Annotated in this window: 5 protein-coding genes and 1 riboswitch; of the genes, 1 reads left to right on the top strand and 4 read right to left on the bottom strand. The window is 72.3% G+C overall.

Features of this window, described 5'->3' with window-relative positions; all coding sequences use genetic code 11:
- The first annotated feature begins 679 nt into the window (after window positions 1-679).
- Window positions 680-1,492, top strand: a complete 813-nt coding sequence (locus ABXS86_RS00410; protein WP_353665267.1) for a hypothetical protein — start codon at window positions 680-682, stop codon at window positions 1,490-1,492.
- Window positions 1,493-1,774: 282 nt separating this feature from the next.
- Here ABXS86_RS00410 and gcvP read toward each other — a convergent pair whose 3' ends face one another.
- From gcvP to ABXS86_RS00390, 4 genes are all read right to left on the bottom strand, one after another.
- Entirely contained in the window at window positions 1,775-4,654 is a 2,880-nt protein-coding gene (gene gcvP, locus ABXS86_RS00405) for an aminomethyl-transferring glycine dehydrogenase (protein WP_353665266.1), read from the bottom strand.
- The gene (gcvH, locus tag ABXS86_RS00400; RefSeq protein ID WP_056230424.1) at window positions 4,651-5,025 is read right to left on the bottom strand and encodes a glycine cleavage system protein GcvH; all 375 of its coding nucleotides are present in this window, start codon (window positions 5,023-5,025) and stop codon (window positions 4,651-4,653) included. The genes gcvP and gcvH overlap by 4 nt, the downstream gene beginning before the upstream one ends.
- Window positions 5,022-6,392: an aminomethyltransferase family protein gene (locus ABXS86_RS00395; RefSeq protein WP_353665265.1), complete on the bottom strand. Its 1,371-nt coding sequence runs from the start codon at window positions 6,390-6,392 to the stop codon at window positions 5,022-5,024. The genes gcvH and ABXS86_RS00395 overlap by 4 nt, the downstream gene beginning before the upstream one ends.
- A gap of 154 nt (window positions 6,393-6,546) precedes the next feature.
- Window positions 6,547-6,641, bottom strand: a riboswitch (glycine riboswitch).
- Between the two features lie 137 nt (window positions 6,642-6,778).
- A complete protein-coding gene (locus ABXS86_RS00390) occupies window positions 6,779-15,754 on the bottom strand; it encodes an Ig-like domain repeat protein (RefSeq protein WP_353665264.1) in 8,976 nt (2,991 codons plus the stop codon).
- Window positions 15,755-15,856 lie beyond the last annotated feature (102 nt).

Genomic DNA, 15,856 nt, shown 5'->3' with positions numbered 1-15,856 from the left:
CCTCCTGGGGATCTCCTCGGGCCCGCCGGGCCCCCGCCAAGGCCCGCCTGGGCCCGCCGGGGCCCGCCGGGTGGGGTTCGGACCTGTTCGCGGGGCGCGTCCGGGTCTCGTTTGCCGCGAGACTGCAACTCGCTGACGAACCCGCGTCACACTGCAACGGAGTTGTCAGCGAGATGCAGTCTCGGCAGGTCTTCGCGCGCGCATGCCTCTGTCGCGGCCGCCGGGCGTGAGCGCGACAGGGTGGCCGATTTCCTCGCGAGACTGCAACTCGCTGACAAACCCGCGTCACACTGCAACAGGAGTTGTCAGCGAGATGCAGTCTCGGCGGGTGTGGGGCGAGGGCGCGCGGGCCACACGCCCTCGGCGCGCGAGGCGACGACCGGCAGCGGGCGTCTCAGGCGTGCAGCCAGGAAGTCGATCGTTTGCGCCTTCTGCACCGGATGCCGGTGCGCGGCGTTCTCCACGGATTGCTCGTCGCGCGCCCCGGGGACGGCGTCGCGCGAGCACGGTGAAGCGCATGTCTTCTCTCGAGCTTCCCGCGACGCTGCTCCCCGCCGGCACTCTCGTACACTCGACGCGGAGCCGACGAAGGGGCGAGGTGCTCCGTCTCAATCGGGGCGTTTACGCCCTCCGCGATGAATGGAACGCCCTCGCGCCGTGGCAGCGGTACGGGCTCCGAGTGCAAGCGCACGCGATGTGGCATCCGGATGATGTCTTGTGTCTCGAGTCGGCCGCCGTCCTTCTGGGGCTTCCGCTGGTGGGTGGCGATCATGACATCCACGTCCTCTCCGAGCACGGCGCCACCTCTCGGCGCTCGGGCGGAGTGCGTGTGCACACGATGGCAGCCTCAGATCGTACGTTCGCGGAGGTCGACGGTATCCGGGTGACATCGCTCGCCGACACCTGCATCGACATCGCCCGGTCTCGGCACCCCGCCCTGGCGCTTGCCGTCGCCGACGCCACGGTTCGTCGCGACCCCTCCCTGGGCGACCTCGCGCTCGTGGTGCTGAACGAGGAGCGTTCATCCGCCCGCGGAAGGAGACAGGCGAGGTGGGCGCTGCATCGCGCCGATCGGGCCGCCGAGTCCCCTCTCGAATCGATCAGCAGGGCCTCGATCGAGTGGCTGGGGTTCCCGGCTCCCGAGCTTCAGGAGCGCTTTCCGGGAACGGACGAGCGGGAGGACCGTGTGGATCTCTGGTGGCCCGCTCAGAGGATCGCCGGAGAAGCCGACGGTCACCACAAGTACGACGGCCGCTTCGGCGATCCCCTCGAGGCGCTTCGCGCGCGGGAGAAACGCGATCGGCGACTTCTGGCCGCGGGGGTCCGCACCGTGGTGCACTGGGCATGGGACGACGTCGCCGAGGCCACTTCCCTGCGGGCGATGCTGCGGGGCGTCGGGATGCCGATCGTCCACACCCCCGATCCGGGCCGTTTGGCCTCGCTTCGGGGTGTCCTTCGGGGGTCATCGACGCGCGAGACTGCATCTCGCTGACAAACCCGCGTCAGGCTGCAACGGAACTGTCAGCGACATGCAGTCTCGTCGTCCGGTGGGGCGCAAGCTTGGCGGGCAGCGCGGCGCGGGGCGGCGCTGTACCTCGCGGCCGGCACCCTAGCCGCCAGCACGCGCGAAACTGCAAGTCGCTGACAAACCCGCGTCAAGCTGCAACGGAGTTGTCAGCGAGATGCAGTCTCGCGAAATGAACGGGCCCGCCGGGGCCCCGCCGACCCCGCGCGGCGTCGACCCCGGATGCGGGGAGCCGACGCCGCGCGCGGGTCAGGCGAACGCCTCCGGCGGCGGGCACGAGCAGACCAGGTTGCGGTCGCCGTAGGCCTGGTCGATGCGGCGCACCGGGGGCCAGTACTTGCCGCGGATCAGCGAGCGCACGGGGTACACCGCGGTCTCGCGCGAGTACGGGTGCACCCACTCGCCCACCACGACCGTCTCTGCGGTGTGCGGGGCGTTGACCAGCGGGTTGTCGTCGGCGGGCCACTCCCCCGCCGCGACCGCGAGGGCCTCGTGCTTGATCGCGATCATGGCATCCACGAAGCGGTCGAGCTCGGCGAGGTCTTCGCTCTCGGTCGGCTCCACCATCAGGGTGCCGGCGACCGGGAACGACATCGTCGGGGCGTGGAAGCCGTAGTCGATGAGGCGCTTGGCGACATCGTCGACGGTGACGCCGGTCTGCTCCTTGAGCGGACGCAGGTCGAGGATGCACTCGTGCGCGACGAGTCCGCCCTCACCGGCGTAGAGCACCGGGTAGTGCTCGCGCAGGCGCGTGGCGATGTAGTTGGCCGAGAGCACCGCCGCGGCCGTGGCCTGGCGCAGGCCCTCGGCGCCCATCATGCGCACGTACGCCCACGAGATCGGCAGGATGCCGGCCGAGCCGTGCGGGGCGGCCGAGACCGGTCCCCCGTCGAACACGCCGCCGGCGTGATCCGCGCGCTGCGAGAACGGGTGCGAGGGCAGGTACGGCGCGAGGTGCGCCTTCGCCGCGACCGGACCGACACCGGGTCCGCCACCGCCGTGCGGGATCGCGAACGTCTTGTGCAGGTTGAGGTGCGAGACGTCGCCGCCCAGGTCGCCGAAGCGGGCGAAGCCGAGCAGCGCGTTGAGGTTGGCGCCGTCGACGTACACCTGTCCGCCCGCGTCGTGCACGGCCTGCGTGATCTCGAGCACGTCGTGCTCGTACACCCCGTGGGTCGAGGGGTACGTGATCATCAGGGCCGACAGCTCGGCCGCGTGCTGCGCGATCTTCGCGCGCAGGTCGCCGAGGTCGACGTTGCCGGCCTCGTCGCACGCGACGACGACGACCTTCATGCCCGCGAGGATCGCCGAGGCGGCGTTCGTGCCGTGCGCCGACGACGGAATGAGGCACACGGTGCGCTCGGTGTCGCCGCCTGCGAGGTGGTACCCGCGGATCGCGAGGAGCCCCGCGAGCTCGCCCTGCGACCCGGCGTTCGGCTGCAGCGAGACCGCGTCGTAGCCGGTCACCTCGGCCAGCCAGCGCTCGAGCTGCTCGATCATCTCGAGGTAGCCGTGCACGTCGGCCTCGGGGGCGAAGGGGTGCACGCGCGAGAACTCCGGCCACGACACCGCCGCCATCTCGGTGGCCGCGTTGAGCTTCATCGTGCAGGAGCCCAGCGGGATCATGCCGCGATCGAGCGCGTAGTCGCGGTCGGCGAGGGTCTTGAGGTAGCGCATCATCGCCGTCTCGCTGCGGTGCGCGTGGAAGACGGGGTGCGTGAGGAACTCGTCGTCGCGGTGCAGGGCCGCATCGATTCCGCGCAGCGCCCCGCCCTCGGGCAGCGTTTCCGCGGCGAGACCGAAGGCGTCGAGGATGGCCGAGACGTCGGCATCCGTCGTCGTCTCATCGACCGAGACGCCCACCGTCGCGTCGTCGACCCAGAGCAACTGGTAGCCGCGCTCGCGGGCGCGGTCGACCACGTCTTGCGCGCGCCCCGGCACGTGCACGCGCACGGTGTCGAAGAAGGCGTCGCTCGCGAGGGTCAGATCGTAGGAGCGCAGAGCGGATGCCAGGGAGTCGGCCTTGCGCGCGACCTGCGTCGCGATCGCGCGGAGCCCGTCGGGCCCGTGGTACACCGCGTACATCGCCGCCATCACGGCCAGCAGCACCTGGGCGGTGCAGATGTTCGAGGTCGCCTTCTCGCGGCGGATGTGCTGCTCGCGCGTCTGCAGCGACAGGCGGTAGGCGGGGGCGCCGACGGCATCCTGCGACACGCCCACCAGGCGGCCGGGCAGCTGACGCTCGAGGCCCGCACGCACGGCCATGTAGCCGGCGTGGGGTCCGCCGAAGCCGAGCGGCACGCCGAAGCGCTGGGTCGTGCCCACCGCGACATCGGCGCCGAGCGAGCCGGGCGAGCGCAGCAGGGTCAACGCGAGCAGGTCGGCGGCGGCCACCACGAGACCGCCCGCGGCGTGCACCGTTTCGGCGACGGCCGAGAAGTCCCAGATGCGACCGGTCGCGCCGGGGTACTGCACGAACGCGCCGAATGCCTCGGGCAGATCGCCCTCGAACGAGGTCTCGAGAATGCGGATGCCGACGGCCGCGGCGCGGTGGTGCAGGAGCGCCTTGGTCTGCGGCAGGGCGTCGACGTCGACCAGGAAGAGGTCGGTCTTGGCCTTCGACGCGCGGCGGGCGACGAGCATGCCCTCGACGACGGCGGTCGACTCATCGAGCATCGACGCGTTCGCCGTGGCGAGACCGGTCAGGTCGGTCACCATCGTCTGAAAGTTGATGAGCGCCTCGAGCCGGCCCTGCGAGATCTCGGGCTGGTACGGCGTGTACGCCGTGTACCACGACGGGTTCTCGAGGACGTTGCGCGCGATCACCGACGGCGTGAAGGTGTCGTAGTAGCCGAGACCGATCATCGGGCGGGCGGAGCGGTTGGCGGATGCCAGATCCCGCAGTTCCGCCAGGGCCTCGGCCTCGGTGGCCGCGGTCGGGATCGCGCTGGTGGCGCGGGCCTGCACGTGGATGGAAGCCGGGACGGCCGTCTCGACGAGTGCCTCGACGCTGTCGTAGCCGATGACCTCGAGCATGTGCGCCTGGGCGTCGGGGCCGATGCCGATGTGGCGGTCGGTGAAGGCGGCCGGGGTGCCCGCGTCCGTGCGGGGAGGAAGAAGAGTGCTCATGCGGTGAGGTCCTCGTAGGCGGCGCGGTCGAGCAGGTCGGAGGGGAGGTCGCCCTCGACGCGGATCTTGATGAGCCAGCCGCCGGCGAACGGCTCGGCGTTGACCAGCGAGGGGTCGTCGACCACGGCGTCGTTGACCTCGACGACCGTGCCGTTCAGCGGCGCGTAGAGCTCGCCGACCGACTTGGTCGACTCGATCTCGCCGCAGACGTCGCCGGCCGAGACGGCCGAGTCGGCGCCGGGCAGCTCGACGAAGACGACGTCACCGAGCTTGTCGGCGGCGAAGTCGGTGATGCCGACGGTGGCGATGTCACCCTCGAGGGCGATCCACTCGTGCTCGGAGGTGTAGCTGAGGGCGGTGAGGTCGGTCATGCGTTTCTCCGATAGAAGGGAAGGGCGGTGACGGTCGCGGGGATGCGGGTTCCGCGCACGTCGATGGACAGTTCGGTTCCGATGGCGGATGCCGCGGGTGCGACGAACGCCATGGCCACGGGGTGGCCGAGGGTGGGGCTGAGGGCGCCGCTGGTGATCTCGCCGACGGTGTCGTCGCCGTGCAGCACGGCGTAGCCGGCGCGGCCCGCGCGGCGGCCCTCCGAGACGAGACCGACGAGCACGGGGGCGTCGGCGGGACCGGACGACAGGCCGTCCTTGCCGATGAAGGCCTCTTTGTCGACGGCGACGACGCGGCCGAGACCCGCCTGCGCGGGGACGATGTCGCGCGAGAGCTCGTGGCCGTACAGCGGCATGCCGGCCTCGAGGCGCAGGGTGTCGCGCGCGGCGAGACCGCACGGCACGAGGCCCCGGTCGGCGCCGGCGGCGAGCGCGGCATCCCACAGGGGGGCGACCTGCGCGGTGGGGATCATGAGCTCGTAGCCGTCCTCGCCGGTGTACCCGGTGCGGGCGACGAAGAGGGGTGCACCCTGGAAGGTGCCCTCGGTCCAGGCGTAGTAGCCGAGCTCGTCGAGGGCGGTGCCGGTGATCTCGACACCCGGGGTGGAGCTCAGGATGCCGCGGGCCTCCGGCCCCTGCAGGGCGATGAGGGCGTAGTCGTCGGTGACGTCGGCGACCGCGAGGCTTCCGCCAGCGCCGGTCGCTGAGCCTGTCGAAGCGTCCGACGCGGGGGCAGCGACCGTGGGGGTTCCGCGAGCGCCGGTCGCTGAGCCTGTCGAAGCGTCCGACGCGGGGGCGGCTGTTGCGAGGGTTCCGGTCCCTTCGACAGGCTCAGGGACCTCGGTTGCGGGCTCAGGGACCTCGGTTGCGGGCTCAGGGACCTCGGTTGCGGGCTCAGGGACCTCGGTTGCGGGCTCAGGGACCTCGGTTGCGGGCACCCACGTGCGCTGCGCCAGGTCGAACGCCGCGGCCACGGCATCCCGATTTCCGGCGTTGGAGATGACGAGGAAGCTCTGCTCCCCCGTGCGGTAGACGATGACGTCGTCGACGATGCCGCCGCTCTCGGCGAGCACGAGGGAGTACTTCGCCTTGCCGATCTTCATGGTCGACAGGCGCCCGGCGAGCACGTAATCGAGGAACGCGGCCGCCGCTTCGCCCTCGACGCGGAACTCGGCCATGTGCGAGATGTCGAACAGGCCCGCGGCTTCGCGCACGGCGCGGTGCTCGGCGAGGTCGGAGGTGTAGCGCACGGGCATGTTCCAGCCGCCGAAGTCGGTGAACGAGGCGCCGAGGGCCTCGTGCCGATCGTTCAGCGGGGACGTGCGCGGTGGAGCGGGGGTTTCGGTCATGAGTTCTGCCGTTCGCGATGACGGACAGACGCCGGGCGGCGCCTGAAGAACTCCCCCTCTGTCATGGGCCTGAGAGTTTCACCGCGCGACTCGCGCAGCTTTCACCGTCGGCGGGCTCGGGGACGTGGCATCCCGAACCTCTTTCCAGAGTGGCCCGATCGACGCGGTACGCGTACCTGAGAGATTGGCGGGGAGGCTTGCTCCTTCGGTGCCCGGCTGCGTTCGCCGGAGCTCTCCCGCATCGATCATGGGGCCGGTGTGGACTTGTGGGGTCAGCCTAGCGGAGCACCGGCGCACCGCGGGAGACGCACAGAGGTTGCCCTGGTCGGGGGCCGCCGCCCCCACCCGCGAGGGCGAGGACGGCGACCAGGTCTGCGAAGGCTGCGCTATCGCCCCGACAGGCGGTCGAGCCCGGCGCCCATCGTCGACGACATGCACGACGAGAACACCGATGCCCCCTTCTGCGTCCCCCACGCCTCGTAGGCGGTGCTCTCCAGCCCGGCCGTGTCGTCGTCGACCGACGCGGAAGCCGCACGGGCGGCGTCGATGACCTCTTGCGCCTGGTCGACACGTTCCTTCGCGGCGACCACGGCCGCCTTCATCTTCTTCGCCTGATCCACGGCGGCGGCGAACTTGCTCTGGGCTGTCGTGACGGTCTTCGCCGCACCCGCCGCATCGGCGGTCAGGACACCCACCGCCATTCCGCCCACGACGTTTTGGATGCCGTAGAACATGCTCTTCGTTCCGCCCGACGACCACTGGGTCATGCACTCCATCGGCGAGTAGACCATCGCGAGCACTGACTCGACGACCGCCGCCGCCTCGTGCAGCCCGTCCACGAACGCGCCGCGCACTTCGAAGTACTCCAGCATGTCGGCGAGCCCGCTCATCGCCGTTCCGACGGCCGCGATCGGGGCGGTGAGCGTCTTGACGAACGCGAGCGCCCCGGCGCTGACGAAGCCGATCAACTTCTTCGACGACACCGCGGCGTAGTCGCCCACCGCGGTCGCGACCGAGCTGATCGCTTCCCCCGCCGACTTCGACGAGAAGTACGGCATGACCGTGCGGTCGTCGGTCATCTTCACCGTCGCCCAGTGCCCGTCGGACGTCGAGATCGCGTCGTATCCGCTGACCCAATGGCGGAACAGCGCATTGCCGTCGATCGCCTGCACCACCACGGAGGTGTTGCCGAGATACATGTTCTGCGAGGCGTCGACACCCGGACAGTTGGGCGCGGTGTGCACCTTCATCTGCGCGGCATCCGACCCGATCGTCAATCGGTGGCAGATCGCGGTGAAGTTCGCCGTGATGCGGTGGTGGAACCCCAGTCCGCTCGCCGGCTGCGGGACGCCGCCCAGCACGAGGGGCTGATCGGGGGTCTCTCCCGTTCCGGTGACGTCTCCGCTCCATCCGGTGAAGCGGTAGGCCCCCGAGTCGGCCAGCACGACGGGCAAAAGCGGAGTGCCCACCTGCCAGGAATACCCCGACCGCCCCGATCGCGGGTTCGCGCCGACGGAGCAGTCGGCGGCGGGGAGTCCGACGAAGCCGCTGAGCTTCGTGTCTCCGGCGGGGGCGATGTTGCTCGCCCCGGCGTCGCGGACGACGGTGCCGTCGGGGGCGCGCACCGACGCGTCCACCAGGACGCGGTTGCAGGCGTAGGCGACCGCGTTCACCTTGCCGTAGACACCCTGCTGCAGCGCGGGGGTCTCCTCCCACACGTTCGAGAGGGCGGCGGGCGCCTCTCCGGGCTCGGGTGGCTGCTGGGCCGACCAGGCCCAGACGATGTCGGCGCCGACGGCCAGGGGACTCGCGGGCGAGGTCACCGCGTTCAGCAGAGCACCGCCGGTGCCCTGGTCGTAGCGTCCGTCGGAGAGCGGGCGTGATCCCGTGGGATCGCAGACGTTGCCGTCGGATCCCCAGTCCACCGCGACGTTCAGCGCCCCCGCCGGAGCTGTCTGGATGCGCACCGGCATGCACTTCTGCAGGTCGCCGAAGGCGGCGACCGCCTTCGCGTCGGAGGTGAGGGTCGTGGTCGTGGTCGCCTGGGCGGCGTCGCCGCCCGTGATCCCCGTCCAGCCGAGGAACGAGGTCGTCTTCGGGGAGTTCGCCACGAGGGTCGAGGTGAGCGTGACGCTCGTGCCGCTGCGGAACCAGCGTTCTCCGCCGCCGGCGCTGTCGCGGAACCACCAGTTCTGCCCCGTGCCCGACCCCGCGGGACAGTTCGACTCGGTGTCGACCGAGACGATCCCCGGCGGGCGACCGTTCAGCAGCCGCTTGCCGATCACGTCGGTCTTCAGCGCCACGCAGGCCGCGTAGGTCGCCGCGATCGTGAAGGGCCGCTCCGAGACGGTGAACCGCAGCGCGTGGGTGGTCGTGCGCGACGAGGAGCTCACATCGGCGAATCGCGAGGTGTCACCCGCCCACCCGTCGAAGTAGTTGCGGGTGCCCGCGGTGGCATCCTGCAGCTCTCCCGAGACCGTCGTCCCGCGGAGCCATCCGCTCAGCCCGGTGTACGGATCGCCGCAGTTCTGCGCCGGCGGGGTGAGGGTGATCCGTCCGTTCGTCGGCTGGACCACCGTCGGCAGGCCATAGCAGACGGGCCCGAACAGGGCGCGGACGTCCTTCGTGTCGGCGGCCACGCGCACGCTGTAGGTCGACGCACGCGCGGCGTCGCCCTCGGGGAAGCTGCGCTGCGTCCCCGCCGTCTGCTCCCAGGTGAGCAGCTTGGTGTGCGCCGGGATGCGGTCGGTGCGCAGCGACACCGTGAAGTCGGAGCCGACCCGCAGCATCGCCACCGGCCGATCGTCGGCGACGCGCGTCTCGCGACCGCAGTCGGCCTGCGGCATCCATTCGACGATGTTGACAGCGAGCAGTCGATCGTCGAGTCCGGAGGTGCCGACGCTCACGGGAACGCATCGGGCCCCGGTGGTCGCCAGCAGACGCGAGCGCAGGGGCGTGGAGCCGTCGATCACGCGCAGCGGCAGACGCAGTGTGGTCAGGGCGATGGTCGCCCCCGTCGTGAGGTCGGCGACCGGCACGGTGTCGAGGGTCAGACCGGTCACGACGGAGTCGTCGGGCGTCGTCGCCTGCACCAGCACGTCGGTGTCGACGCGGTAGCCGGTGCCGGCTCCGCAGGTCGGCGCGGTCAGCAGCGTGACCGTCCCCGTCCCCGACGGAGAGACGTCGGTGGCGGGTGTCGGGACGCACGCGATGATCTGGTTCTGGACGGTGGCATCCGCATCCGACCAGTCGAGGCCTCCCCCGCGGTACCGCAGGGTGAGGGCCGCGCCCGCCTCGGCGGACGCCGGCAGCGCGACCGAGCACGACCCGCTCATCGCCGCCGATGTGCAGACCTCGGTGCCGGCGAGCAGCACCGAAACGGTGCCCACGGCGGGTCCGGCGACGCTCCAGCGCACGGGGATCGTCGAGAGTCCGACCCACGCGTCGGTGGGAGCCGACAGGCTCACCGACGTCTGGCCGGTCGTGACGACCACGATCGCGGGCACGCTGCGGGACTCCCACGCGTTCGACGCCGTGTACGTCGCGGTGATCGGGTGGTGCCAGGCCGTGCGGAACAGCAGGTCGCACGAGCCCGTCGAGGCGTGGGGGCGGGTGGCATCCGGGGTGAGATCCATCGTGCAGCGGATGCCCGATCCGGCGTCGAGCAGGACGGTCCCGCTCGGAGCCGACGCGGGAAGGCCCTCGAGGCCGAGCGTCGGGTAGCGCGCGGCGTCATAGGCGACGGATGCCGACACCGAGGCCGACCGCCCCACGGTGGCGCCGTCGCTGCGGACGGTGACCGTGACGGGGGCCAGGGCCCAGTCCTGCGAGGTCGTGCCGGTGCTCGGCGCGTACCCGGCCTCGAGCGGGGTGAAGGTCGCCGTGATCGGACCGCTGGCGGCCTCGCGCACCGTCGTCCTCACGCGCGTGGCCCCGTCGGCGCCGATCGGCGCCCGGGCGAACTCCCGACCGTCGCGCGAGAGGGTGAAGAAGCCCTCAGGGGTCGGCGCCGAACCGGCCGAGGTGCGAATGGTGAACGAGGTCGTCGAGCCGACGAGGACGACCGGCGCGAGCGGGTCGGTGGCCTCGACCACGACGCGAGTGGCCGTGGGGACCACGCGCACCGTGAACGCCGCCGAGGTCGCCGACGACAGCGCCGTGTCACCGGAGTACTCGGCCACGAAGGCGCGGTCGCTGTTCGCCCAGTCCGCCGGCATCGGGAAGGTCGCCCGTGCCACGCCGTTCACCACGGCGACGGCCGGACCCTCGACGCGGTTGTCTTCGCTGCGCAGTCGCACCGTGCCGCCGGGAGAGGTGGGGGCCGTCACGCGGATGTCGGCGGTGAGGGTACCGCGCGCCTCGACGCTCGAGGCGGTCGGGGTCGCCGTGACGACGGCTGCGGTCGAGTGCAGGTTGACCGAGACGAAGGCGAAGTCTCCCGGAGCGCGGGCGACGTAGCGGGCGTCGCCGATCGGGCCGTTGTACCGCACCGACACGACCCAGAAGCCCGCGCGGTCCACGACGACGCCGCCGAGCTCGGTGTCGTGCAGCGAGGCCCGACCATCCGCGAGCGACGTCGTGGCCGAACGATCGCCGACGCCGGGCGCGGAGAGGGTGAAGGTGACGGTGCCCCGCGCCACGAGGGCGGTGCCCGGCACGGTGACGGTGGCCGTGGCATCCGCCCGCTGCCCGAAGGCGATGCTGCTGGTGATGCCGGTCACCGCGTCGATCGGGACGACCGAGATCGACTGACTGTCGGCCGGGCTGCCGCCCTCACCGGGGAACGCCCCCGAGAAGCCGTCGGCGCCGCGGAACACCGCGGTCAGAGCGCCCGAGCCGATCGCGTCGGGGTCGAAATCGAAGTGCGCGGTGACCACGACGTGCCGGCGGCCCTCTCCCGCGTCGTCGGCGGAGCTGAGCGTCGCGCTGCCGACCTCGTGCCCGCGCCAGCGCAGGACGACCTCGCCCTCGGGTCCGAGCCGACCGGTCGTCGAGACGGTGACGCCGACATCGTGCGTCCCGCCCCAGGTGAGCGTCCGGTTGACATAGGCGTCGAGGCCGATCACGGTCTTCGCCGAGCTCACGGCGAGCGGGCGGTCAGCGCTCGCCGCCGCGAAACGTGCATCGCCCGCGAACGCGGCGGTCACGGTGTAAGAGCCGACGGGGAGGGCACCGGGAGCGAGGGTGAGGGTTCCCGCACCGTCGCGCAGGGCGACGGTGCCCAGGTCGAGGCGCGAGCCGTCGCCCGCGAGCGCGGTCACCGCGACCACTCCGGCAGCGGGACGCGTCGCGCCGGCCGCCACCGAGACGGTGAAACCACCCCCGACGCCGAAGGCCAGCTCGCGCGGCAGGGTGAGCTGCACCACGGCAGCGGCCGGCGTCACGGTCACCGCGACGGGCGCCGTGATCGAGGGGGCGAAGAGATCGCCGCCGACGTAGCGCGCCGTGACGGTGCGATCACCGACGTCGATCGTCGAGGCGGCCACCCCGAGCGACGCCTGAGCACAGCCCGCGGGCGCGTCGCACCCGGCGAGCGCCACGGTGCCGAGCACGGTGTCGCCGCGCGAGAAGACGACCTCGCCGGCGGGGGTGCGGGAATCGCCCGCGGCCGTCACCGTCGCGCGGAGAGTGATGCTGCCGTCGAACGCGACGTGATCGGGGGTCGCGACCAAGGTCGTGGTGGTGCCTGCGAGCCCGATGCTGCTCGAGACCGTGGTGCTCTCGGCATCCGTGAATCCCGTTCCGCCGCGGAACACCGCGCGAAGAGTGTGCTCGCCCGTGCCGAGGGCGTCGGCGGGGAGGGTCACGGTCCAGGTGGTCAGGGGGCCGGTTCCGCCGCCGCCGCTGGTGGCCGTCGCGCCCGGGACCGGCGCTCCGTCGACGAGCAGGGTGAGGTCGCCCAGGGGGTGCACCGTCGTGCTGGGGGCCACTGACTCGGTTTCGACCAGGACCACGAAAGGCCTGCCGACGACAGGGGACGCGGGCTGGGTGCCCGTGACGCGCACGCTGACATCGGCGGGGGTGAAACGGAACGGCCCTGCCGCGGCGGAGGTGACCGGGGCGTAGACGGCGTCGCCGCTGTACTGCGCCGTGAACGAGGTCGTGGCGAAGGGCGCGAGGCTGAGGTCGACGTCGGCGCGACCGGTCGCATCGAGGGCGATCGTGCCGGCGCCGGTGACGAACACGGTTCCGGTGGGCGTCGCGCCCGTTCCCGTGACCGTCACGGTGGCGCGCGCGGTCTTCGCGTCGCCGTAGGTCGCCTGGGCGGCGTTCAGCTTCACCTCGACGGTGGCCGCGGCGCGTTTCGTCGCCGCGGGGCCGGCGAGCGAGGCCCCCTGCACACGGCCGTCGTCGCTGGTGAACACGGCGAAGAGCGGAGTGCGACCGTCGGGGAGAGCGGATGAGCGGATGCCGATGCTCGCCCGACCGCCCACCGTCGCGACCCGGTCGCCGAGGGTCGTCGTGCCCGCGGCGTCGCTCGCGATGACCACGGTGCCTGCACGGGTGTCCGACACGGCGACCTCGAGCTGAAGCGTGGCGCCGCTCGCGACCGGCCAGTCCGAGCCCGCGCACACGCCCGCGCCGTTCGCGGCGGCGCACGTGAGGGTGACGAAGGTGCCGACGGGGGTCAGGGTGAGGCTCTGCGCGGTGGAGACGCTGTCGCGGAACCCGTCGTCCCCCGTGAAGGCGGCCGACCAGGTGACGGCACTGCCGACGGGGAGGTCGTCCACGACGGCGACGGCGGTGTCGACTCCGTGCTCCGCGGGGGCGGAGCTCTCGGTGAGCTCGACGGGGCCGACGGTGCGGTCGCCGATGGTGAAGGTGATGCGGCCGCGCGGCTGGGCGCCGGAGACACCGGCGACGGTGGCGCGGAAGGTCGCGCGGGCGCCGACCTGCTCGTCAGCGGTCGCGGTGACCCGCAGGCTCGAGCCGCCATCGGCCTGCACCGCGCCGAGGTCGCAGCCCTGGGCCGGGCGGGCGTTGCCGCGCGCATCGCTCGAGGGGCAGTCCGCTCCCGCGCCGAGGGCTCCGTTGTCTGCAGTCAAGCGCAGGGGGTAGAACGGCACGGGCCCGGTCTCATCGAGTTGGCCGAGCATCGTGTAGGGCAGGCGCGTGTGCGTGTCGCCGGTCACGCAGCTGCCGTCGCCCTGCTGGTGCAGGTTGTCCGATAGCACGAACGGGCTCCCCGAGCACGCGAGCCCCGGGGTGATGCCGTCGGTGACCGAGAAGACCGAGTTGCGCACGGTCGAGGTGCCGTTCGGGCTCGTCAACGATCCGCCGACGGAGTCGACGAAGGTCGAGTTGACCACGGTCATGGCCGTCTCGGCGTACACGTCGGTGCCCTGGTTGCGCGAGGCGCCGACGCTGTCGCCGATGCGGTTGGCCGAGAACGTGGAGTTGGTGATGCGGGTGTCGCCCGCGGCGCGGATCGCTCCGCCCCACGTCGTCTCGCTCCACCCGGTCGCTGAGTTGCCGAAGAAGGCGCTCGCATCGACCGTGAGGCGCTGCGTGAACAGGGCGCCCGCGCCGTAGGGGGCGGAGTTGCCACGGAACACCGTGCGCACGAGGGTCGTCTGCGACACCCCGGCGAGCAGACCGCCCGCGAAATCGGCGGATGTGCCGTCGCGGAACGTCAGGTCGGAGACGCTCAGGTCCCACTTCTCGCTGGCGACCCGGAGGATCTGCGTCCGGTTCTGCCCGTCGAGGATCGATCCGGCGCCTTCGATCGTGAGCAGGCCGAACACGTCGGTCACCGCGGCGAGGGGAGCGGAGGAGACGGATGCCGGTGCCCCCACGACCGCGTCGACGGCACGGCCCTGCGGGCGTTCGTCGGCCTGCGGCTGCTCGTCGCTCTGCGGCTGCTCGTCGCTCTGCGGCTGCTCGTCGAGCGGAGCGGGGGTCTCGGTCGGGGTCGTGTCGGACGGGGACTGCTCGGGCGCCGGGGTCTCGGTCGGCGGCTGCTCGGTCGGCGGGGTGTCCGACGGCGGGGTGTCCGACGGAGGCTGCTCGGTCGGGGGCTGCTCGGTGGGCGGCTGCTCGGTCGGGGGCTGCTCGGTCGGGGGCTGTTCGGTGGGAGGCGTCTCGCTCGGCGGGGTCTCCTCCCCCGGGTTGTCGCCGCCGCCGGTCGAGGGCGCCGTGTCGGGTTCGAACCGCACCGGGGCCGAGAGCACGACCGTGCGCGGACCGTCGAAGCGCACGGTCGCCCGCGGAGCCCCCGCGCGCGCCAGCGACTCGGCGACGGCGACCGCGGCGCGGAAGGTGCACGCGCCCGAGCCGGTGGTGCACGCGTCCTGCTGGACGGCGAGGGCCGCGGCATCCGTCGTGTCCTCATCCGAGGTGACGACGAACACCTCGCGGGCCGCGGTCGTGCCGGCGGCCGACGCCGCGCTCCCCGACGCGACCACGCCGAGGGGCAGCAGCAGGGCGACGACCGTGACCGTCGCCACCCGCGCGAGAACCCCGGAGGGCGCGGCGAGCAGAGACGGTGCCGACGACGACAGCGCCGACGCCGGAGCGGGCCGGGGCCCGCCCGCGCGCCGGTAGAGCACGGTCGCCGCGATCACGGGCAGCGGCGCGAGCACCAGCTGTGCGATGCCGGTCGCGTACGAGACCAGGGCCGAGCCTCCCGGCGTGGCAGCGGTCGCGATGAGCAGAAGCGCCCCGGCGAAGAGCGCGACCGACAGCACCCACACGGCGAGGACGCTGCCCCGGCGAGCGCGCGAGGCCTGCGCGGCACGGGTGAGGGCGACGCGGGGCCACGCGCGGTCGAGGACGGCCGCGGGCACCGCGAGGATCGCCGGCGGCAGCACGAACCACAGCACGCCGAACGGGACCGCGATGATCGTCCACGCGCGCCACGCCCACCGCGCCTGCGGCCGGGTGCGGCGACGCACGGCGAAGACCGCGCCGCTGACCACGAGTCCGACGAGACCGACGGCGCTGATCACGGGGGCCAGGACGAACGCGACGACCACGGCCGCCACGGCGGGCACCAGGGCGGCGACCGCGCGCACCGCGGAGCGGATCCCCCGCGCGAGAGCGCTCGCGAGGCGGGGGTCCCCGGATGCCGCGCCCTCGTCGACCAGCACGATGAGGGCGGCCGTCCCCGCCGAGAAGAGCGGCAGCCCGATCGCCGCCACCAGCAGAGCGAGGGCGAACCCCGCGGCCGAGACGCGGTCGTCGCTGGCTGCGGGATCCGCGCTGATCCACGCGAATACCCCGGTCGCCCCGGCCCGCGCCGACACGCTCAGCGCGAGCAGGGCGGTACCGGCGGCGAACGCCACGAGCACCTGGACGAGAAGCAGCCGCCACCAGGAAGACGCGATGGCTCGACCGGAATCACGCAAGGCACCCAAGAACATGTGCTCATGTTCGCTGACGGCGGACTGTCAACCCCTAGGTGGAATCCACCTACTGGTGGGTGGCCCTCCGAGCGACGGGGTTTCGACGCGAACCGGCCGTCT

Origin of the sequence: Microbacterium sp. che218, from assembly GCF_040436305.1 — a bacterium.
Classification (GTDB): domain Bacteria; phylum Actinomycetota; class Actinomycetes; order Actinomycetales; family Microbacteriaceae; genus Microbacterium; species Microbacterium algihabitans.
Note: the sequence above shows the minus strand (reverse complement) of the source record. Positions and strands in the feature narration are given on the sequence as shown.

Excerpts from the sequence above, each read along its gene's own strand:
- gcvP (WP_353665266.1), bottom strand. The coding sequence starts at position 4,654 with ATGAGCACTCTTCTTCCTCCCCGCACGGACGCGGGCACCCCGGCCGCC.
- ABXS86_RS00395 (WP_353665265.1), bottom strand. The coding sequence starts at position 6,392 with ATGACCGAAACCCCCGCTCCACCGCGCACGTCCCCGCTGAACGATCGG.
- ABXS86_RS00390 (WP_353665264.1), bottom strand. The coding sequence starts at position 15,754 with ATGTTCTTGGGTGCCTTGCGTGATTCCGGTCGAGCCATCGCGTCTTCC.
- gcvH (WP_056230424.1), bottom strand. The coding sequence starts at position 5,025 with ATGACCGACCTCACCGCCCTCAGCTACACCTCCGAGCACGAGTGGATC.